This window comes from Rheinheimera maricola, from assembly GCF_016918075.2.
Lineage (GTDB): Bacteria > Pseudomonadota > Gammaproteobacteria > Enterobacterales > Alteromonadaceae > Alishewanella > Alishewanella maricola_A.
Genome location: NZ_JAERPS020000001.1, coordinates 79932 through 99184, shown reverse-complemented (window position 1 = coordinate 99184; position 19253 = coordinate 79932). Strand labels below are relative to the sequence as shown.

At 50.7% G+C, this 19253-nt stretch carries 18 protein-coding genes; 4 read left to right on the top strand and 14 right to left on the bottom strand.

The features are described 5' to 3' along the window. Genes I4W93_RS00475 through I4W93_RS00425 form a run of 11 tightly spaced genes read right to left on the bottom strand, consistent with a single transcriptional unit; the run spans position 1 to position 11935 of the window. On the bottom strand, positions 1-306 hold the full coding sequence (locus I4W93_RS00475) for a hypothetical protein (RefSeq protein WP_205312487.1): 306 nt from the start codon (positions 304-306) through the stop codon (positions 1-3). After that, positions 293-931, bottom strand: coding sequence for a tetratricopeptide repeat protein (locus tag I4W93_RS00470; RefSeq protein WP_205312488.1), 639 nt, complete (start codon positions 929-931; stop codon positions 293-295). Before I4W93_RS00470 ends, I4W93_RS00475 begins: the two co-directional genes overlap by 14 nt. Further along, entirely contained in the window at positions 918-3779 is a 2862-nt protein-coding gene (locus I4W93_RS00465) for a tetratricopeptide repeat protein (RefSeq protein WP_205312489.1), read from the bottom strand. Before I4W93_RS00465 ends, I4W93_RS00470 begins: the two co-directional genes overlap by 14 nt. Next, entirely contained in the window at positions 3776-5656 is a 1881-nt protein-coding gene (locus I4W93_RS00460) for a hypothetical protein (protein WP_205312490.1), read from the bottom strand. Before I4W93_RS00460 ends, I4W93_RS00465 begins: the two co-directional genes overlap by 4 nt. Continuing rightward, positions 5641-6150, bottom strand: a complete 510-nt coding sequence (locus I4W93_RS00455) for an AraC family transcriptional regulator (protein WP_205312491.1) — start codon at positions 6148-6150, stop codon at positions 5641-5643. Before I4W93_RS00455 ends, I4W93_RS00460 begins: the two co-directional genes overlap by 16 nt. 12 nt (positions 6151-6162) lie before the next feature. After that, positions 6163-7299, bottom strand: a complete 1137-nt coding sequence (locus I4W93_RS00450) for a DUF3570 domain-containing protein (RefSeq protein WP_224673190.1) — start codon at positions 7297-7299, stop codon at positions 6163-6165. Further along, positions 7286-7510 carry a DUF4266 domain-containing protein gene (locus I4W93_RS00445; protein ID WP_224673188.1) on the bottom strand — a complete coding sequence of 75 codons (225 nt, stop codon included), beginning with the start codon at positions 7508-7510 and terminating at the stop codon, positions 7286-7288. Before I4W93_RS00445 ends, I4W93_RS00450 begins: the two co-directional genes overlap by 14 nt. After that, a complete protein-coding gene (locus I4W93_RS00440; RefSeq protein ID WP_205312493.1) occupies positions 7503-7976 on the bottom strand; it encodes a TlpA family protein disulfide reductase in 474 nt (157 codons plus the stop codon). The genes I4W93_RS00445 and I4W93_RS00440 overlap by 8 nt, the downstream gene beginning before the upstream one ends. Before the next feature lie 33 nt (positions 7977-8009). Beyond that, the gene (locus I4W93_RS00435) at positions 8010-8624 is read right to left on the bottom strand and encodes an outer membrane beta-barrel domain-containing protein (RefSeq protein WP_205312494.1); all 615 of its coding nucleotides are present in this window, start codon (positions 8622-8624) and stop codon (positions 8010-8012) included. Beyond that, the gene (locus I4W93_RS00430) at positions 8594-9319 is read right to left on the bottom strand and encodes an SH3 domain-containing protein (RefSeq protein ID WP_205312495.1); all 726 of its coding nucleotides are present in this window, start codon (positions 9317-9319) and stop codon (positions 8594-8596) included. The genes I4W93_RS00435 and I4W93_RS00430 overlap by 31 nt, the downstream gene beginning before the upstream one ends. Further along, positions 9320-11935: an HzsA-related protein gene (locus I4W93_RS00425; protein WP_224673186.1), complete on the bottom strand. Its 2616-nt coding sequence runs from the start codon at positions 11933-11935 to the stop codon at positions 9320-9322. It abuts the gene before it with no gap. Between the two features lie 40 nt (positions 11936-11975). Here I4W93_RS00425 and I4W93_RS20270 point away from each other — a divergent pair, with 40 nt between their 5' ends. Then, complete coding sequence (locus I4W93_RS20270) at positions 11976-12098, top strand: hypothetical protein (RefSeq protein ID WP_255604579.1); 123 nt, start codon at positions 11976-11978, stop codon at positions 12096-12098. Here the strand turns inward: I4W93_RS20270 and recA are convergent. Both recA and I4W93_RS00415 read right to left on the bottom strand, forming a co-directional pair. Beyond that, a complete protein-coding gene (gene recA, locus I4W93_RS00420) occupies positions 12093-13136 on the bottom strand; it encodes a recombinase RecA (protein ID WP_205312582.1) in 1044 nt (347 codons plus the stop codon). The two genes, I4W93_RS20270 and recA, sit on opposite strands and share 6 nt — an antisense overlap. 62 nt (positions 13137-13198) lie before the next feature. After that, the gene (locus tag I4W93_RS00415; RefSeq protein WP_205312496.1) at positions 13199-13699 is read right to left on the bottom strand and encodes a CinA family protein; all 501 of its coding nucleotides are present in this window, start codon (positions 13697-13699) and stop codon (positions 13199-13201) included. 32 nt (positions 13700-13731) lie between these two features. Between I4W93_RS00415 and mutS the strand changes: the two genes are divergently transcribed. The 3 genes from mutS to I4W93_RS00400 all read left to right on the top strand — a co-directional run bounded on the left by mutS (position 13732) and on the right by I4W93_RS00400 (position 18192). After that, the gene (gene mutS, locus I4W93_RS00410; protein ID WP_205312497.1) at positions 13732-16302 is read left to right on the top strand and encodes a DNA mismatch repair protein MutS; all 2571 of its coding nucleotides are present in this window, start codon (positions 13732-13734) and stop codon (positions 16300-16302) included. Between the two features lie 79 nt (positions 16303-16381). Then, a complete protein-coding gene (locus I4W93_RS00405; protein ID WP_205312498.1) occupies positions 16382-17551 on the top strand; it encodes a benzoate/H(+) symporter BenE family transporter in 1170 nt (389 codons plus the stop codon). After that, positions 17551-18192 (top strand): GntR family transcriptional regulator, encoded by a 642-nt coding sequence (locus tag I4W93_RS00400; protein ID WP_205312499.1) that lies wholly within the window; start codon positions 17551-17553, stop codon positions 18190-18192. Before I4W93_RS00405 ends, I4W93_RS00400 begins: the two co-directional genes overlap by 1 nt. A 54-nt stretch (positions 18193-18246) precedes the next feature. Here the strand turns inward: I4W93_RS00400 and rpoS are convergent, their stop codons facing one another. Continuing rightward, the gene (gene rpoS / locus I4W93_RS00395; protein WP_205312500.1) at positions 18247-19239 is read right to left on the bottom strand and encodes an RNA polymerase sigma factor RpoS; all 993 of its coding nucleotides are present in this window, start codon (positions 19237-19239) and stop codon (positions 18247-18249) included. Positions 19240-19253 lie beyond the last annotated feature (14 nt).

The window sequence follows — 19253 nt, the reverse complement described above, 5'->3', positions numbered from 1 at the left end:
TTATTGCTCTTTTTGGGGTAATGTTGCCTGCGGCATATATGCCGTACTATTTGCTTGCTGTAGCGCGATAAAGCGCAAAAACTGTTGACGATCCAGTGGCGACAACGCCGGGATGGACGGCTGCAACGGCTGGCCGGGAATACGGATCACGCTAACCGGACTTTGCCATGGCAAAACATAAATGGTCTTCGGCTGCTCTTGGTTGCCGCTTACCGTGGTTTCAATTTTCACCGACTCCGCTTGCTGAGCCACGGCTGACAGGCAATGCAGCATACCTACCGCTAACATAAGCTTAGTTTTGTGCATCGGCTTGCTCCTGTTGTTGTAATAACGCCAACCAGATTTTAGCTTGCTCGTCTTGGGTCAAATCGTAGTAACGCTGGTAATGATTGCGCGCCTGCGCAGGGTTATCCAAATACAGTTCATACAAAAATGCCAAATTTTTATGAGCAGTGGCATTGCCTTCGTCCACCTTTAACACCTGCTGGTAATGCTGCTGCGCGAGGCGAAAATCTCCTTGCTGTCGTGCCAGAACACCCGCCAAATTATGCGCCGCCAGGTAATTGGGCGTTGCCTGAATCAGCTTTGCCAATGTTTGCTGCGCTTGCATTACATCACCACTTTGCCATTGACTCAGAGCCAGGTTATAGCCGATTCCCGGGGCCTGCGGAACGTCGATAAACAATGCGCTGAACAAGGCTAACGCAGTGTCAACTTCGCCTTGCTGCAACAGCCTGCGGCCCTGATCAAATTGCTGCTGCTGTGCCAAGGTAAGGGGCAAATTTGCTGCAGGCTCAGCCTGCGTCGTCACGGCAGGATTGATCGCCGGCACTGGACGCAACTGGCTACAGGCCGTCACCACCGCTAGCAGCAGTGGTAGCCACAGCATTTTTGTTACACGACAAAGTGGTGTCAGGTTAATAAGCAGCATCGGCAACCCCGCGGTAAGATTCTGTCTTGTTAAACTTGGCGGGTAACAATACTGACAAACGTTGAAAGCTTTGCTCAATCCAGCTATCCCATAGCTGTTGTTGCGTTAAGCGGGTATTTTGCTGGTAAATTGCTATCGCCTGCTCTTCAAACGGATACGCCTGCTCTTCGAGCAACAACTGGTACTCTTCCAGAGCCAGCTCATCGAGTGTTTTTGGCCGGTCAGATTCTAAGATGGCTTTGGCCATATGTTGATACAATTCAGCCACCTGGAACTGCGCCTCACTTAATAAGCCAGCTATGCCATAGTGCATACTTTGCTCAAATTGCTTAATCGCTGTTGTCATATGTTGACGTTTTTGCTGCAGGCTCTTAGCCAATGGATGTGCCAAACGCACGTTTGCAAACAACTGACTGTTGTGACGGCCCAGATCCAACGCAGCCTGCGCAGCCAGCTGCTGACTACGGGCGTTGCCCTGCTCGGCAAATTGCTGTTCAAAAGCAATAATTTTTTCGCGCCAGAAATTTTGCCGGTATAGATCTTGTTGTTGTTGGTACAGCAGCACCAGTTGCAACCTGGCTTCTTGCGCCAATAAGTGCGGCTGATGATAACGGTTGGCATAACTGCGCCAGCTATCCAGTGCCGTTGCGATATCGCCGGCACGCTGATAATACTGCGCAGCCAGATACTGCGCCTCGCGCTGTTGCTCTGCATCGCCTTGCTTTGCCAAGGTTAGTAACAGGGCAGCAGCCTCTGGCCAGCGCCCGGCTTGCTCATAACTATCAAGCAACATAGCGTTGGCCGTGGCCGTGCGCTCTGTATTGTCGTAGCGCTGAAGAAACGCGGTTAACAACAGAATTGCCGCTGGATAATCAGCTTGCGCTCTAACCAACTCAATTTGTTGAAATGCTGCCGCCTGATGATAGGCCGAGTCAGGCAAGGTATCGAGTAACCGCTGCAAATGCCCCTGTACCGCTAAAACTGGTGTATTGGTTTGCTGCGCTTGCTGGTAAATACTGGATGCCAGCTGGGTTGTCAGCAAATTTCGCCGCTCAGCTGGCAAGATCTGTAACAATAATGCATTAATACTACGTTCGGCAGCCGCATAGTCGTGCAATGCCAGTTCGCTTTGGCTATGTAAAAATCGCGCTTCGTTTTCCAGCGAGACCTGGCTGGACTCGGGATGCGGCCAGTCTGTCACCGCTGAACTATGTTGCAGTACTGCATGATAATCTTGCTGGTTATAGCGTTGTTGTAGCTGCTGTAAAGCCACTTGCTGCGCCGCCGGATGTTGACTGTGGCGGGTGACAAACTGCGTTTGCTGCTGCCAGGCGCGCTGAGCACCATTAGCAAACTGCAGGTTTTTTTGACTCAGCAGCAAAGCTTTGTAAGCCGCATCCTGTGCAGTAAACAAACTGGCATCGCTAATATTTGCCTGGTAGCCCAGTTCGGTGTACAACGCCAGCGCATCCTCCTCTTGTGCGGCACCGGCATAAGACTCTGCCAGCAAATAACGCAGATCTGCCTGCGAGTACTGTTGCAATACGCTTTGCGGCAACGCCTGTGCCAGTATCGGATCTTGCAATATGCTCAACATGTCTTGCCACAGCGGGATAGCCGTGGCAAACAGCAACTCGGGCTGATTCTCGGCATCGGCCATACCATTACTGTTGCTATCCTGCTTTTGCTTTAATGCAGCGTTATAGGCTTGCCGGGCGAAGTAATCCAGATATTGCAGTAAGTAAGGGCCAACTTCAGCCACTTCGACTACGCTGGCTCGTTGCCAAAACACTGATCCCGGGCCAAACAACTGTAAATATTGTTGCTGCTCTGCCAACGCCGCTGTCGCATCAGCATTTTGTAAATAAGCCTCAATGAGTTTAAGCTGAAACTGCGCTGCAGTCAGGCTGTAAGCATAGTCGGCGACAAACAAGCGATAACTTTGCAGGCTTTCGGTGTAAAGTTGCTTAGTAACAAGAAACTCTGCCAGATGCTGATATAACTGTGCAACATAGGGTAATGGCCGCTCACCACCAGGGTAATCAACCCGCTTAAGCAAGGCTTGCAAGCTAGCGCCTTGCTGCTGATAGCTAAGGGAAATACTTAAAGTACGCATCACCTCATCACGTAAACTTTGTTGCGGCTGTTCGGATCCCGTTGCCAATAGCTCAGTGTAGCTATTATCTAATACGCGCAAAAATTGCTCATCCGCCGCCTCAAATTGCTGCAGCTTAAAGTAGCTCCAGCCAGCCATATAGCGGGCATGTAACTTCAGCGCGGCATCGCTGCCTTGCAGCACCGCCAAATAGGCCGGCAGTGCCAGCGGATAGTCGCTACGACTGTAGTGAATATCCGCTTTGCGAAACCAGATCTCACTACTGAACGTTGCGCTGGGATAGTCGCGCAGCAAAATGTCCAGTTGCTCCAAGCAGGCATCCTGCTGCCCAAGTAAGTCATAACTACGTGATAGCTGATAGCGGATCAATTCATTATTCGGGTCTTGTGGATAGTCTACCAGTAGCTGCTGATAGCGGCTCACCATCTGCTCCAGCGCTACCCGTTCCTGATCTGCTGGCAACTCTGCTTGCTCCAGTTGTCGGGTGTACATTTGTGACAAACGGTATAAGATTTTCTGTCGGGTTTCTGCTGCTGGCTGCAGTGTCAGTATTTGCTGATACAACTGGTCCAGCTGCTGCTCTGACACCGGCGCATCAGATTGCAATATACTGCGGTCAAACGCAGGTAAATCAGCGAGTCGTGGCCGTGCTGTGCTGGCCTGCTGATAACTGCAACCCGGTAGCAATAGCAGGCCGGATAACAGCAGTAATGAGTATTTAGGCCGCATCATAGCTCGGCCCCGCTGCGCTGAATGGCGGACTCATTACTTCCGCTTGAGCCTTGTGCCAATACAGTCTCCATCACTCGCGCCATAGATTCTTTGTTGTGTCGCTGCAGCTTTTGTAGCATGGCAATATCTTCATTACGACGTTGCTGCAAACGCTGATTGAGCTGGGCAAGTAGCTGTTGTTGTTGGCTGAGCAGGGCTAAATTTAGCTGCTGTTGATGCTCGCTCAATAGCGTAAGGCGTTGCTGTTTAACTAACAGCTGCTCGGTCTGGCCGCCTTGCTGTTGTAATTGCTGCAAGCGCTGTGTCAGCTGGTTAAGCTGTTGGTTAAGCAGCTGCTGTTGCTGCTGCAGCTGCCAATCGTGCTGCGCACTTTTTTGCTGGTAGTGCCACTGCATAATGCCGCGTAACCGCTTAAGCCTGCTGGCATAAACCTCAGACTGGGGCTGGGCGGCTGTAATAAGAAGCTGCAGGCGTTGCTCGGCATTTTGTAACAACATGAGCTGCCGGTGCGGTTCTCCTTGGGTCAGCAGTAATGACAGCTCGCTTTGCTGGGCCTGGCTTATCTGCTGTTGCAGCAGGGCAAATTTATCAGCCAACAGCATCTGCCGTTCAGACAAATCGGGTAGCTGCGACGGCAGTAGCTGCTGTTGCTGCTGTAACTTGTATTGCAGTGTTTGCTGCAACCGGCCAAGCCGCTGCTGCCGCACCGGGGCAGCATTAAGTTGTTGCTGCAACCCTAAAATATCTTCTGACAGCCGGTAGAGCTGGTTATCGTTACTCAACTGTTGCTGCTGCCATGGGCTGGCATTGTCGCTCAGTTGTTGCACTTGAATAGGCCGGGCTTGTTCGTGGATCAGCTGCTGCTGTTGCTGATAATAATTATCTGCCCAGCGATACGCCGCCAAGGCATCTTTATTCGCCAGCGCCCGCTCTAGCTGCTCACCAATACGTGTCGCCGCATACCATGCCGTATCGCCAAATGGTTGTCGCAGTATCTGTTGTTGCAACACCGCTAATAACGCAGGAATGTGCCGTTGTTCAGTAAGAATATGACTATAGAGCTCTAGCGCATTGTTACTTAGCACACTGTCACTGGCAAAGTTGGCCAGAATAGCATCCGCAGCAGCAAAATCCTGCAGGCTGATATACAACTGAGCCTGTATCAATAGCAGATAATCTTGCAGGGCTTGCTGTTCTTCTGCCGGGTAATTAAAACCATCAGCGCTGGTCAAACTACGCCAGGGTGTGTTGAACAGTTGCTGCCAGAAACCTTGCTCAGTGGCAATGGAAAACTGCTGCCGTAACTGGCTAAGCCACTGCAATGCCAATTCAGGTTGCTGTTTCGCCAGAATTAACGCCTGATTACTAACGATATAAGGCATTTCCGCTTGTTGCGCCAAAGCACTGAAGTCTGGCTTAGCGGGCAGCGCGATATCTGGCCAAAACACCAGTTGGCTAAGCAACTGTTGCTGCCCCAGGTAAGTGCTATCGGCAGAGATATCAACCTGGCTTAGATATAATTTCGCTTGCGCTTTATCGCCCAGTTCCAGCTGGTAACGGGCAAACTGCAGTAAAGCGATATTTCTTAGTGTCTGCGGCAGCGCATTATCACCGCGATATAACGTTAGTATCTGCTGCAGCAATTCCGCTGCGTGCCCCGGCATGCCCAACTGCAAATATAAACCCGCTTCCAACAGTTGGGTGCGACTGTCTTGTTGCGGTGCCAACTGCAACGTTTCCAACGCCAGCGCAGGTTGTTGCTGGTAAAATGCCCACGCAGCCTGGCGGTAGTGCTTCTCGCTCAGTTGGTCAGGCTCTGCGGCAAGTATCGGCAGCAGAGGCAACCACAATAAGCTGGCGGCTAGTCGTTTGACCATGGCTGCACAATAAAGTCTGGTTGATAGTCAGAGCTGCGATCTTTAATCTGCAACTCCAGCAGCACGGCATCTTCGGCCTTGTTAAAGCGATGGTTGACTGCACGGCGATAATCGCGTTTATCCGGCCCTTTACCAATAAACACTGCCGTTAAACTATGTTCACCTGCCTTAATATTGCCTTTATATAAAGGCTGAATAGCGCCGCGCTGTAAAGCATGCCATTGCTGCGCCGTATACAAATGCCCTTCGACTGGCTGATCATTGAGCAGCAGCTCTACACTGTCGAGTTGAAAAAATTGCCCACTGTCGACTGATAAAAACACCGCCAGTTGTGTCTGCGGTGGGAATAGCAGCTCCTCTTCCAACAAAAACAGCTCTCGGTTTAACTGAATAACTTGCTGTTTTAGTTGCTCAAGTTGCTCACTGGCCGGCGTTGGCGCTGCTGCAACACTGAAGCTAAACCAAAAAACAGCACACAAAAGTAACGCTTTCATCTTAAGATCCTGTTAGAAGTACACACTGAAAAACGCCCTGATAACATTGGCATCCAGCCGGTACAATGGCTCCAGCCCGGTCTGTGCATCAGCTGCAGTGACATCACGAAAATTATTGTAACTAAAGCGAATATGATCCCATTGCAAATTGACCTCCGGTTTAGCCGCAGGCCAAAATGCCCAGCCAGGCAGGCCGTAGCTGGCCCCGAGACCTAAGGTCCAATTGGAAAAATCGCTTAATTCTTTATCGCGTGCCATAAAGTTCTGCTGGCTGGCAAAAGCAAATAAATCGCTATAAAACTTTGCCTGTGTTTGGCTATACCAGCGCACTTTGGCTTCCAGTGTCCACTGAGCGCTAAGGGGATGCACGTATTCCAACTCGGCATCTAAGGCACGAATATCCCAGCTGTCTTGATAATGGCGTAAGTTGAAGCTCAGTGCCGCGCGATACGGCAGATACACTTTATTAACCAGCGCCACAGCCACCGCATTACGGGTGTCAGGATAGACCTCACTCTGATAACCATAGCCACGGGGTTCATTGGCATCAAGGTACCGCACACTGCGATAGGGGTTGTTTAAAAAGCCCTCGTCTAAGTCAACTTGCAGATTCATTGCTGCAATCCAACTGCTGCTCAGCACCTGGGTCCAGCCTAACTTATAGTTGTAACGTTTAACGTCAGCACTAAAGCTCTCATCACCATTACGGCTAACCGTATCATCGCCCAAACCTGCTTCCAGGCTAAGCGTGGTCATACCGCCAAAAGTGTCATGGGAAACCGCAAAAGACACAGATTTTGCCTGATAATCATCTTCATCACTTTGCGCGTAATTCGCACTAATAATGCTATTGCCAGCAAGGTAGTCTATACCCAAGCGAGCTTCCCGGCGCTGCTCGGTATACGCCGATGCGGTGGCCACCACATCAATAGACGCACCCGACACGGTATCAACATAATAATAAGCTGATAGCGATAACGCCTGCCCTGCCTTTTTGCGCAACATTAGCGCAGGCCCATCGATTGATACTCCACCGCCCTGATAGCTGTGATACATCAGGTCTGCCCTGTCTTGTGGCAATACCGCTGCTTGCGCCGCTGCAGCCAAGCAGGTCAGCAGTAATAGTAGTGTTTGCCTAATTGCAACCACAGCCGCCGCCCCCGCTGCCATTCGCGCCTTTAGCTGCTTCGCGCGAGTCTTGCACGTGTGCCACATGTTGCAGTGCTACCGGATGTCGGCCAAATGCCATAATGGGATCAGCCAGTTTATCGCGTTGATAAGGCTTTACCCACGGTTCAATACTGGCGCAACCGCTTAGCATTAACATCACTACCGCAGAACAACCCATAGCTTTACTCACGTAGTAAGCCTTTGATATCGTCTTCATATTTTTTCTCATAACCGGGTTTGTAACCTCGGTGCACACTGCGCACTGCGCCGTCTTTGTCGAGGATAACCGTCGTGGGCATAGCCTCAACCCGATAGTTTTCTGAGACGCTGTTATCCAGGTCAAATAAGATGGGGAAACTTACCTGAACCTTGCCCAGGTAAGCCTTTGCCGCAGCGCTATCATTTTCGACATTAATGCCCCATACCTGTACACCAAGCATCTGATATTTTTGCGCAAGCTTTTCCAATGCCGGCATCTCTTGAATACAAGGACCACACCAGCTGGCCCAAAAATTAATCAGCATAATATCGCCGCGTTGCTCATCCAGCCTCAGGTTGGTACCATCTAACGCTTTTAATGTAAAATCAGGCGCTGTGACAGCTCCAGCCGATGTGGTGCAAAGCGCCAGCAATAGACCCAAAATGCGGTACTTCATAGCATCTCCCATACAAGATTATTGTTGCCGCTATTAAAAATAGACTGCCACTCCCAGTGCCAGACTTAAATTATGTGTGGTTTTACTGCGTGCCAGAATAGTAGTTTCAAACACGTAATCGCTGAACGAGAGCTCTAACGCCAGCCAGTCAGTGGCGTATAAACGAAACTGGCTGCCCAGGTGCAAGGCAAACACTCTGTCACCGGCAAAATCTACATTTCCACCACCAGCAAACACCGACAACCCACTGTTTAGTGCAAAATTGCTACTCAAAAACACTTCCCCAGGTAACAACATATACCCCAGATGAGCGCCATAGTAACTCCATTGCCGCTCGTCATCGGTGAGCAAGGGTGCCGCGCCACTTAGCTCCTCAAAGGAGGTGCGTCCAGCTTTAGCACGTGCGTACTCAGTGCTGAGATAGAAATCTTCGTTAATGTGATAGCTAAGCTGTAACGCCGTAATGGCACTACTACCAAAATCTTCAATGCTAAGTATCCCCACTTTAGCGCCAAACAACCAGTTCTCACTGTCCAATACATCTTCACTGACGTTACTTTGAATAATGTCAGGTTCAACCTGCTGCGCAACAGCTGGCAGCACCAATAACCCAAAGGCTAAAAAAATACGCTGAAACCAAGCTTCCATGTGTCTATCTCTTCGTTATCGTTGCGGTCAGTCACAATGATGCTGCGCCGATACGCTGCGCGGGCTATCATGTTGCGGCTTAAGTAATAGCGCATTCCCAGCTCCATACTAGCGAGACTGTTGTTGCGGTCCGGTGTTTGTACCAGCACAGTGCGCGGCGAAGTGCGCAGTAAGCCACCGCCTAAGCCGAAGTAAGGTGATATGCGCCAGTGTGGCATCGGGCTAACATAAATACTCAACTCAGCGGACAGATTATCGGCTTGGTCACCGTTAGCCTGACCTACAGCCAGTTCCGTTTGCAGATATTCACTGAACAAGTACGCTGCAGACAGCTGATAAAAACTACTGCCATTAAAATCACCAAATAACAGTCCAACTTCAACATCACGCTGTTCAAATTCACTCTGTCGATCATCATTAACTACAAATTGTTGCTGATCTAACGTTAGCAAGTGCACCAAATCGGCCCGCGCCAGCCAAAGGCGTTGCTGCTTAAAGCCAACCTGTACCCAGCCGGCACGGCGTTGGAACAAGCTTAAACTCTCTCCTTTTAGCGCCACTTGCACTATGGGGTAGCCTCTACCGGGCCCGGAATGTAAATTCACAAAGTCGTGGTTTACCGTGACGTCAAGTGACGATGCCATTGCACTAGTGCAAAGGATCCACCCCATGATTAGCAGACAGGCCTTGATCATTTACTGCTCCGGAATAACAAAAGGCGAATTGTAATACTGTGCGCCTATGTCAAGCCACTCGGCCAGTAACTTCAATTCTGCTGCGCTCAAATCGCCCTGATGGCTGCCATCAGTAGCAAACAGGTCGAAAAACGCGCCACTTTGCAGTGCATTACCGGCGCGCAGGCTGGCATTTACCGGTACCGGTTGCATGATGGGTATCGGATTACCGTCATCATCCAACACCAGGTTGCCATCCTCATCGGTAACAAACAGAGGGTTGCCGTTTGCATCTGTGGCCTGCACCAAGCGGTCAATTAACACACCGCCTACCAATTCCAGTTCATTATCGTTACTAAGTAACTCACGATAACTGCGATAATGCTGCGCTTGCAGATCTGATGCTTCCGCATCCAACTCAAGCTGTGCCACCGGCACCCGGCTATCGCCAGCGGCATCAGTGCGACTGTGACAACTGACACAGGTGCGGTCAGCAATCAGTTCATTACTTTGCTCATCAAATTGACGCCGGTCTAATGTCCATAACGGCTGAATATGGCTAGGGTAATCGATACGCAACCGACAACTGGCTATCCATTGAGCGAAACATTCCACCCCAGCAGGCTGAGCCGTTTGCAGCTGCTGTAAACTGGTATTTAGTATTGGATCTGGCATACGCAGAGCTGGATCAGTCCAAATATCCAGGTAACTTAGTGCTTCATTTAGCTCGGGTATGCCATTTAATCTGGCGGCCGTTTGTGCCATCGTTTCGCCTGGCTCGGCTATCAGTTGCGGATTGGCGTTGCTAAACGCAGAGCTGCTTAACGCACCAACATTTGCCGTTGCCGCTTCTCCCGCACCATCGACACGACCGTGTGGTGCTGTACTTTGCGAAGTGTGACAGCCATTACAACTGCGAGTTTCTCCCGGGCGCAACGTAAGCCATTGCTGATGAAGTGGCGAAATAGCCTGACCTTGCGCATTTAATAGCGCCAAATTGAATGGCACGTTAGCCGGCACTTTCACCAGCACCGAACCGTCTGGTTCAATTGCAACGTGGCCGAGGATTTCTCGCATTAATTGGCGACGGCTAACACCAAAAGCAAAGTTTGGTGTGTCTACTACTTCATCTGGTGGTATCGGTACACCACGTACTAAACGCAAAAACCGTGCGGGTCTATCGCTGGCAGTTGTTTGCATAGGGTCGGCTAAACGGGCAAGATTAACTGTGGCCGTGCCGGCGAAATCATACACACTGCGAATATGCAGTACTGCAGCATTTTCATTAGCCAATTCAGCGTCAAACAGTGGATTTTCGGGCAAAAAGACCGGAGGGTTGTATGATTGCAACACCACGGGATCTGTTACCAGCAATCCCTCCTGCCCGGGTCTTACGGGCTGCTGAGTTTGCTTTTGGGTATCAAACAGCCATAGGCCGTATAACGGTCGCGCCAATTCAAGTTCACTGCTGTCCTCAACCTGAGCACAGCTGAACGCCACGTCTTCAACCAGCACCCGACAAGGTGACCAACTAACTAAGTAGCGGCCGCTACCATCTTTTAGCGGCGCGTAGCTATTGACCGCACCAGCCCGCTCGGCACGGCCGGTGTTATCAAAAGCCCACGGAAACAACGGCTCTTGTGCAGCAGTATTAAGCACCTCGCCAGCCAGCGGCTGGGTGTTATCACTGGCCAATGCTAGCGCAACGCGTTGTGGCCAGCTGTTATAATATGGCGCATTATTACTCGCTAGCGCTAGTGAAACGGCACCATCAGCCAATACCACGGCTTTAGCAAACTCCACCGCCGACTGTTGCGCACCGCTATTATGTGAATGCCAACCATACACTAATTGATTTTCGCTGCCATCAGGACGCATCTTGTACCAGTTAAACATGGAGCGACTAGCCTGGTTATCCCAACGGCTATACAAAATATGACCATCATCCAACACTACAGGATATAAATCGTGGCTTAAATTGAAACTTAGCTGGCGAATGTTACTACCATCTGCATTCATCACATGCAGATTAAATGTCAGAGTATTTAAGTCTTCATCCAGAGCGTTGTATTGCGGCTTAAATTCATCCAGCAGAATTTGCCGCGACGTAGTCTGACGACTAGAGCTGAAAATAATACGGCCATCGGCTAAAAATGCCGGGCTAATATCATGACCACGTTGCGCCAACTGCATATCGGCGATAAGAGGAGTGATGGCGTTGGTGCCTACATCGTAACGCCAGAGATCCCACTTTGGTTGTAACTCATCCGGTACATTGTCTAACTCGGGTGCGCGCATGGCAAACAGCAATGTCATACCATCGGGTGAGGCATGCAAATCTTTAACGTCATACAAAGCATTTTCGTCAAATAAAGCGTCGGTTAATATGTTTTCAGAAGACTCAGCAAAAGCATTTTGTTTTAATACTAAACGGGCTCCGGGATTAAACGCCGCAGGATCACGCAGATTAGTTAGGTAGGGTTCGTCAGTGTTTATCAGCAGTGGGCGCTCGATAAAAGCCAGCGCAATTTCTTGCACCACCGGGTCCAAAGGCTCTTGCTGTACACTAATATCCGCTTTACATCCTGCAAGTGCAATACAGGCAAGCAACAGACAACGGTTTGTTGTTTCTCTCATTATAGTGCACCAGCTTTATTACTATTTTGCCGGACGTGGCATGGCGCCAATTCGACTGAGTCAACAGCTTATCGCCGTAACTACCACAGCGCAAGATAAAGTGTATTACAAAAAAAGCCAGCATAAGCTGGCTTTATTAACCTTAGATGAACAATTTTTATAAATCGGCTTCAAACGCCTCTGGTATGCTCTCTTCAATCGGTTTTTCGCCCGGCTTTAACAGCAAACGGGCGCGCAATTCTTTTTCAATTTCATCAGCAATCGGTTGATTATCGGCTAAAAATTTCATTGCATTGGCTTTACCCTGGCCAATTTTGTTGCCCTGATAGGCATACCAGGCACCGGCTTTATCTACCAGGCCCTGCGCCACGCCTAAATCAATCAATTCGCCCAGCTTATTAATACCGGCACCGTACTGAATAATAAACTCGGCTTGTTTAAACGGTGGCGCCACTTTGTTTTTCACTACTTTAACGCGGGTTTCATTACCGGTAATTTCATCACCGTCTTTTACCGAGCCGATACGGCGGATATCTAAGCGCACAGAGGCATAGAATTTCAGCGCATTACCACCGGTAGTGGTTTCCGGGTTACCGAACATTACGCCAATCTTCATACGGATCTGGTTGATAAAAATACACAAGGTATTAGAGCGTTTAATATTACCGGTAAGTTTACGCAGCGCCTGTGACATCAAGCGCGCTTGCAAGCCCATATGGCTGTCGCCCATATCGCCTTCAATTTCCGCTTTTGGTGTTAACGCCGCTACTGAGTCGACAATCACTACATCTACCGCAGCAGAGCGCACCAACATGTCACAAATTTCCAGCGCCTGCTCACCGGTATCAGGTTGCGACACCAACAACTGGTCGACATTTACGCCCAATTTCTTCGCATATACGGGGTCTAAGGCGTGCTCGGCATCGATAAAGGCGCAGGTTTTACCGGCTTTTTGTGCCTCGGCAATAACCTGTAAGGTTAAGGTAGTTTTACCGGACGACTCCGGGCCATAAATTTCGACGATACGGCCATAAGGTAAACCGCCTATGCCCAATGCGATGTCCAGGCCTAATGAGCCGGTAGATACTGCAGCAATATCCAGCGCGGTGCTGTCGCCCAAACGCATGATAGAGCCTTTACCGAACTGACGTTCAATTTGACCTAAGGCGGCGGCGAGCGCTTTTTGTTTGTTGTCGTCCATTTTGATATCCATGGTTGAGCCGGGCTTGCCGGACAATTAACACTGTATGCTCGTACAGTAGTCTAGTTTGCTAAAGCTGTCAACAGCTCAATGCTTTGTTTGAAGGCATAATCGATGGCTTGCTGGCGTACTTGTTGGCGGTCGCCGGCAAATACCAAATGGCTGCTGGCAACGTTGCCATTAACACAAAAACCAAAGCAAACTGTGCCCACCGGCTTGTACACCGAGCCGCCATCCGGCCCGGCAATGCCGGATACCGCAATAGCCATATCGGCATTTGCGGCTTTAGCGGCACCTTCGGCCATTTCACGTACGGTCTGTTCGCTTACCGCACCAAATTGCAGTAAGGTGGCGCTACGCACCGCCAGCAGTTGTTGTTTAGCTTTGTTGCTGTAAGTAATAAAACCACGGTCAACATAAGCTGAGCTGCCGGGTACGGCGGTTAACCAATAACCAATGCCGCCGCCGGTACAGGATTCAGCAGTGGTGATAGTCCACTTTTTCCGTAATAATAGCTGGCCTAATTCTGTCGCCAGCTGCAGGCTGTCTGCTGCGACCGTCATATTTTATCCAACAGGGAATTCAGAACGCTATTATGCCGTCAGAGACAAAAACGGAGCAAGCCTTAAGCGCTCATACCCCTATGATGCAGCAATATTTGGGCTTAAAAAGTGAACATCCGGATATTTTGCTGTTTTACCGCATGGGTGACTTTTACGAGTTATTTTTTGATGATGCCAAACGTGCCTCGGCGTTATTAGATATTTCACTGACCAAGCGTGGCCAAAGCGCCGGTACGCCGATACCGATGGCCGGCGTGCCCTATCATGCGGTCGAGGGCTATTTAGCCCGGCTGGTACAGCTGGGCGAGTCTGCCGCGATTTGTGAGCAGATCGGTGACCCGGCCACCAGCAAAGGCCCGGTAGAACGCAAAGTCGTGCGCATTGTCACCCCGGGCACCGTAACCGACGAAGCATTGCTAAATGAGCGTCAGGACAATTTGCTGTGTGCCATCAGTGTGCTGCGTGGTCATTATGGTCTGGCACAGCTGGATATCAGCAGCGGCCGCTTTTTGTTAAGTCAGGTGGATAATATTGACGATCTGGCCGCGCTGCTGCAGCGGCTAAACCCTGCCGAGTTACTCTACCCGGAAGATTTTGCCGATACCTACTTAGTGGAAAAACGCAAAGGCGCGCGCCGCCGGCCGGTGTGGGAGTTTGAACTGGCTACCGCTAAGCGCTTATTGTGCCAGCAGTTTGGCACTAAAGATTTACTCAGTTTTGGTGTGGATGATGCGCCGGTAGCGCTAATGGCCGCCGGCTGCGTAATGCAATATGTCAAAGACACTCAGCGTGCAGCCCTACCGCATATCCGCGCCGTGGCGCTGGAACGCTCACAAGACAATATCGTATTGGATGCGGCCACAAGGCGTAATTTGGAGCTAACGCAAAACCTGGCCGGTAACTATGAGCATACGTTGGCTGCTGTGCTGGATCGCAGTCAAACAGCGATGGGCTCGCGGTTATTAAAACGTTGGATCCATGCGCCGCTGCGCGATCAAAACCAGATTAATGCCCGGCTGGATGCGGTTACTGAACTGGCCGCAGACTATGAGCCACTGCAACCGCAATTAAAACAAATCGGTGATATTGAACGGGTTATCGCCAGGCTAGCCCTGCGTAGCGCAAGGCCGCGCGATTTCGCCCGCTTGCGCCAGGCACTGCAGCAATTGCCGCTGTTAGCGCCACAACTGGCAGCACTTGACAGCACCTTGCTTAAACAAATAAGCCATGCCGCCCAACCACTGCCGCAGCTATGTCAGTTACTGGAGCAAGCCATAGTAGAAACGCCACCGGTATTAATCCGTGATGGCGGCGTTATTGCGCCGGGTTACAACAGCGAACTGGATCACTGGCGTGCCCTGGCAACCGGCGCTACCGATTATTTAGAGCAACTGGAGCTGCGCGAGCGCGAGCGCACCGGCATTGCCTCGCTTAAGGTGGGCTTTAACCGGGTGCACGGTTACTACATTGAAACCGGCCGCAGTGCTGATACTAAAGTACCGCCGGAGTATGTACGGCGCCAAACGCTGAAAAACAACGAACGCTATATTATTCCCGAGTTAAAAGAGTACGAAGATAAAGTACTGGGCAGCCAGAGCAAAGCCTTAGTGGTCGAAAAACAGCTGTATGAACAGTTGTTTGAACTGACAGCACCGTTTTTAGCAACGCTGCAGCAACTGGCACAGGCACTGGCGGAACTGGATGTGTTATGCACCTTTAGCGAACGAGCCGACAGCCTGAATTATTGCCGGCCACAGCTGAGCAGCCAGCCAGGTATTGTGCTGGAGCAAGCGCGCCACCCGGTGGTAGAACAAGTGCTAACCGAGCCCTTTATCGCTAACCCGTTAACGCTGAACAGCCAGCGCCGTATGCTGATGATTACCGGCCCGAATATGGGCGGTAAATCGACCTATATGCGCCAAACCGCACTCATTACGCTGATGGCCTGTATCGGTTGTTTTGTGCCGGCCGCCAAAGCGCAAATAGGCCCGATAGACCGCATTTTCACCCGTATCGGTGCCTCGGACGATTTAGCCTCCGGCCGCTCTACTTTTATGGTTGAGATGACTGAAACTGCAACCATTTTGCATCATGCCACCGAGCACAGCCTGGTACTGATGGATGAAATAGGCCGTGGTACCAGCACTTATGATGGTTTAAGTCTGGCCTGGGCCTGTGCCGATTATCTTGCTACCAAACTTAAAGCCCTGACGCTGTTTGCTACCCACTACTTTGAACTGACCGAACTGGCAGAGCAATTACCGGGCTTGGCGAATGTACATTTAGATGCGGTAGAACACGGTGACGATATCGTATTTATGCACCATGTGCAGGACGGCGCCGCCAGTAAGAGTTTCGGCTTACAGGTCGCCCAATTGGCCGGCGTGCCCAAAGCCGTTATTCAGCGGGCACGGCATAAACTTAGCGAGCTGGAGCAGCACAGCAGCACAGTACCGCAGAAAACTACCGCGGCAGTGCAGCCCCAGCTGAGTTTGCTGCAAGAAGAGCACCCGATAGTAGAGCAGCTGCGAACACTAAACCCGGATGATTTAACCGCCCGCCAGGCGCTGGAGTTGTTGTATCAGCTAAAACAGCAATTATAATTTTGCCACGAGCCGGTTTAACTTGACAAAAAATGTATACATTTTAAATTAGGTATACTTTTTTAGTTTGAGTTAACTTATGTCGATTAAAGATCTCAGCCTGTCAGCAATAGTGGCCGGTTTTGTCGCGGTACTGGTGGGTTTTGCCAGTTCGGTAGCCATTGTATTACAAGCGGCTGCAGCGGCCGGTGCCTCGCAGGATATTATGGCGTCGTGGTTACTGGCGTTGGGTATTGGTATGGCGGCAACCTGTATTGGTTTATCCTGGTATTATAAAGCCCCTATTATTACCGCCTGGTCCACCCCGGGTGCGGCGCTGTTGGCAACCAGCCTGCAGGGGTTAACTATTAACGAAGCCGTCGGGGTATTTATCTTTACCGCTGCGCTGGGCGTTATTATCGGCCTCAGTGGCTGGTTTGATAAACTTACCAGGCTTATTCCACTGCCGCTGGCCAGCGCGATGTTGGCCGGTATTTTACTGCAATTTGGTTTAAGTATTTTTACCTCACTACAAAGCCAGCTGCTGTTGGTGGGCATAATGTGTATCAGCTATTTACTGGCAAAACGCTTAATGCCACGTTATGCCATTTTATGGGTGCTGCTCAGCGGCCTAATCAGCGTGCTGCTGCAAGGCCAATTTGACTACAACGCGATAATGTTAAGCTTTACCACGCCGGTTTGGGTAACGCCGCATTGGTCAGTCAGTGCACTGTTGGGTGTTGGCCTGCCATTGTTGCTGGTTACCATGGCATCGCAGAATATTCCCGGCGTCGCGGTTATCCGCACCAGCGGCTATCAGACGCCGGTGTCGCCACTTATCAGCAGCACTGCGCTGTCTACCCTGCTGCTGGCGCCCTGGGGCGCGTTTTCTATCAACCTTGCCGCTATAACCGCCGCCATTTGTACCGGGCCGGAGGCACACCCCAATAAAGATAAACGCTATATTGCCGGCATTGCCGCCGGGGTATTTTACTTGCTGGCCGGCCTTGCCGGTGCCAGCGTGGTAGCGTTATTTGCCGCCTTACCAAAGGAGATGATTGCTGCGCTGGCAGGCCTGGCACTGCTGGGCACCATAGGTGCAAATTTGGCTGCAGCCACCAACGAGGGCGAACACCGGGAGGCCGCGGTAGTCACCTTATTGGTTACCGCGTCGGGGGTAAGCTTTTTCGGTATTGCCGCGGCATTTTGGGGCATTATTGCCGGCGGTTTAACTCTGCTGCTGGTTAACGGCCTGCGCCGGAGCCGCTGATGCTGAAAAAGCAGGCCCTGTATCAACAATTAAAACAGGATATTCAGCTGCAACATTGGGCTGCAGGCCAGGTATTAACGCAGCAGCAACTGGCGCAGCATTATGCGGTCAGCCGTATCGTGGTGCGCGATGCGCAGCAAGCCCTGCTGAGCGAAGGCTGGTTAACCGCCCATGGTAAAGCCGGTATGCGGGTGCCTGGTTTTAGTGCGGCTGAAGCAGAAGAACTGGCTATGTTGCGTCTGCAACTGGAACCGTTAGCGTTGAAACTTGCTGCGCCAAAGTTAAGCTATAGCCAATTGGGCCAGGCAGAAGATCTATTACAACAAATGCATCGCGACAAGGCGCTGCCGCCTTATCAGCGCGGTGAATTAAACTGGCAATTTCATCGCTTACTATATCAGCCGTGCGACAAGCCACACTTGTTGCAATTGCTCGACCAGTTACATCAGCAGGTCTCGCGCTATCTGGGTTACCAGGAGCACGCGCTGGATTACGCCGGCACCAGTGCCGACGAACATCAGCAATTATTGGCGCTGCTGCGTAGCAAAGATACCACTGCTGCCTGCGCGTTGCTCACTGCGCATATCAGCCACGCCGCCACATTGTTAGTGCAGTATCTTAAAAACAAACAAGACGCCTGATGGCGCCTTGTTGGCTGTGTTATGCTGACAAAACGTAGCGCAACAGTATTGCAGCTACTCCTGAAACAGCGTTTCGATATTCAAGCCCTGATGGGTCACTATCTCGCGTAAACGTCGTAGCGCTTCGACCTGAATTTGCCGCACCCGCTCGCGGGTTAAGCCAATTTCATGGCCGACATCTTCCAGCGTTGACGGTTCATAGCCCAGTAAACCAAAGCGCCGCGCTAACACTTCACGCTGTTTCGGGTTCAATTCATTCAGCCAAACCACTAAGTGCTGACGAATGTCTTCATCCTGTAGCTCAGTTTCTGGGCCCAATTCTTTTTCATCAGCAATCACATCCAGTAACTGCTTTTCAGAATTTCCCGCTACCGGCGTATCTACCGAAGTTATTTTTTCATTTAACTTCAGCATCTTGCGAACTTCATCAACCGGCCTGTCCAGCGCAAAAGCAATTTCTTCCGGCGTCGGTTCATGATCCAGTTTTTGCGATAGTTCACGTGCTGCTCGCAAATAGATGTTTAGCTCTTTTACAACATGAATAGGTAAGCGGATGGTACGGGTCTGGTTCATTATGGCCCGCTCTATGGTCTGGCGGATCCACCAGGTGGCATAGGTTGAAAAACGGAAACCACGCTCGGGATCAAACTTCTCAACCGCGCGAATAAGGCCTAAATTGCCCTCTTCAATTAAGTCCAGTAAGGCTAAACCACGATTAATATAGCGGCGGGCAATTTTTACCACTAAACGCAAGTTACTTTCAATCATGCGTTTACGTGCGGCCTGATCGCCTTTCAATGCCAGACGGGAAAAGTACACTTCTTCTTCGGCAGACAATAACGGCGAAAAACCAATTTCACCTAAATAAATTTGCGTGGCATCCATAGCTTTATGGCTGTCATCACGGGCAAATACGTCTTCTGTAACGCTTTCTTCTGTTGCCAGATCCGTGGCTTCCGGTTCAGCATCCTCATCTAATAACGCAGCATCATCTGCGATATCTTCTTCTTTAAAATCTAAAACTTCATCGTCACTCTTTTGTCCCATATCCTTTCTCCCAC

Bases quoted from the DNA above. Each gene is read 5' to 3' on its own strand.
- I4W93_RS00475 (WP_205312487.1), bottom strand. From the start codon at position 306: ATGCACAAAACTAAGCTTATGTTAGCGGTAGGTATGCTGCATTGCCTG.
- I4W93_RS00470 (WP_205312488.1), bottom strand. From the start codon at position 931: ATGCTGCTTATTAACCTGACACCACTTTGTCGTGTAACAAAAATGCTG.
- I4W93_RS00465 (WP_205312489.1), bottom strand. From the start codon at position 3,779: ATGATGCGGCCTAAATACTCATTACTGCTGTTATCCGGCCTGCTATTG.
- I4W93_RS00460 (WP_205312490.1), bottom strand. From the start codon at position 5,656: ATGGTCAAACGACTAGCCGCCAGCTTATTGTGGTTGCCTCTGCTGCCG.
- I4W93_RS00455 (WP_205312491.1), bottom strand. From the start codon at position 6,150: ATGAAAGCGTTACTTTTGTGTGCTGTTTTTTGGTTTAGCTTCAGTGTT.
- I4W93_RS00440 (WP_205312493.1), bottom strand. From the start codon at position 7,976: ATGAAGTACCGCATTTTGGGTCTATTGCTGGCGCTTTGCACCACATCG.
- I4W93_RS00435 (WP_205312494.1), bottom strand. From the start codon at position 8,624: ATGGAAGCTTGGTTTCAGCGTATTTTTTTAGCCTTTGGGTTATTGGTG.
- I4W93_RS00430 (WP_205312495.1), bottom strand. From the start codon at position 9,319: ATGATCAAGGCCTGTCTGCTAATCATGGGGTGGATCCTTTGCACTAGT.
- I4W93_RS00425 (WP_224673186.1), bottom strand. From the start codon at position 11,935: ATGAGAGAAACAACAAACCGTTGTCTGTTGCTTGCCTGTATTGCACTT.
- I4W93_RS20270 (WP_255604579.1), top strand. From the start codon at position 11,976: ATGGCGCCAATTCGACTGAGTCAACAGCTTATCGCCGTAACTACCACA.
- recA (WP_205312582.1), bottom strand. From the start codon at position 13,136: ATGGACGACAACAAACAAAAAGCGCTCGCCGCCGCCTTAGGTCAAATT.
- I4W93_RS00415 (WP_205312496.1), bottom strand. From the start codon at position 13,699: ATGACGGTCGCAGCAGACAGCCTGCAGCTGGCGACAGAATTAGGCCAG.
- mutS (WP_205312497.1), top strand. From the start codon at position 13,732: ATGCCGTCAGAGACAAAAACGGAGCAAGCCTTAAGCGCTCATACCCCT.
- I4W93_RS00405 (WP_205312498.1), top strand. From the start codon at position 16,382: ATGTCGATTAAAGATCTCAGCCTGTCAGCAATAGTGGCCGGTTTTGTC.
- I4W93_RS00400 (WP_205312499.1), top strand. From the start codon at position 17,551: ATGCTGAAAAAGCAGGCCCTGTATCAACAATTAAAACAGGATATTCAG.
- rpoS (WP_205312500.1), bottom strand. From the start codon at position 19,239: ATGGGACAAAAGAGTGACGATGAAGTTTTAGATTTTAAAGAAGAAGAT.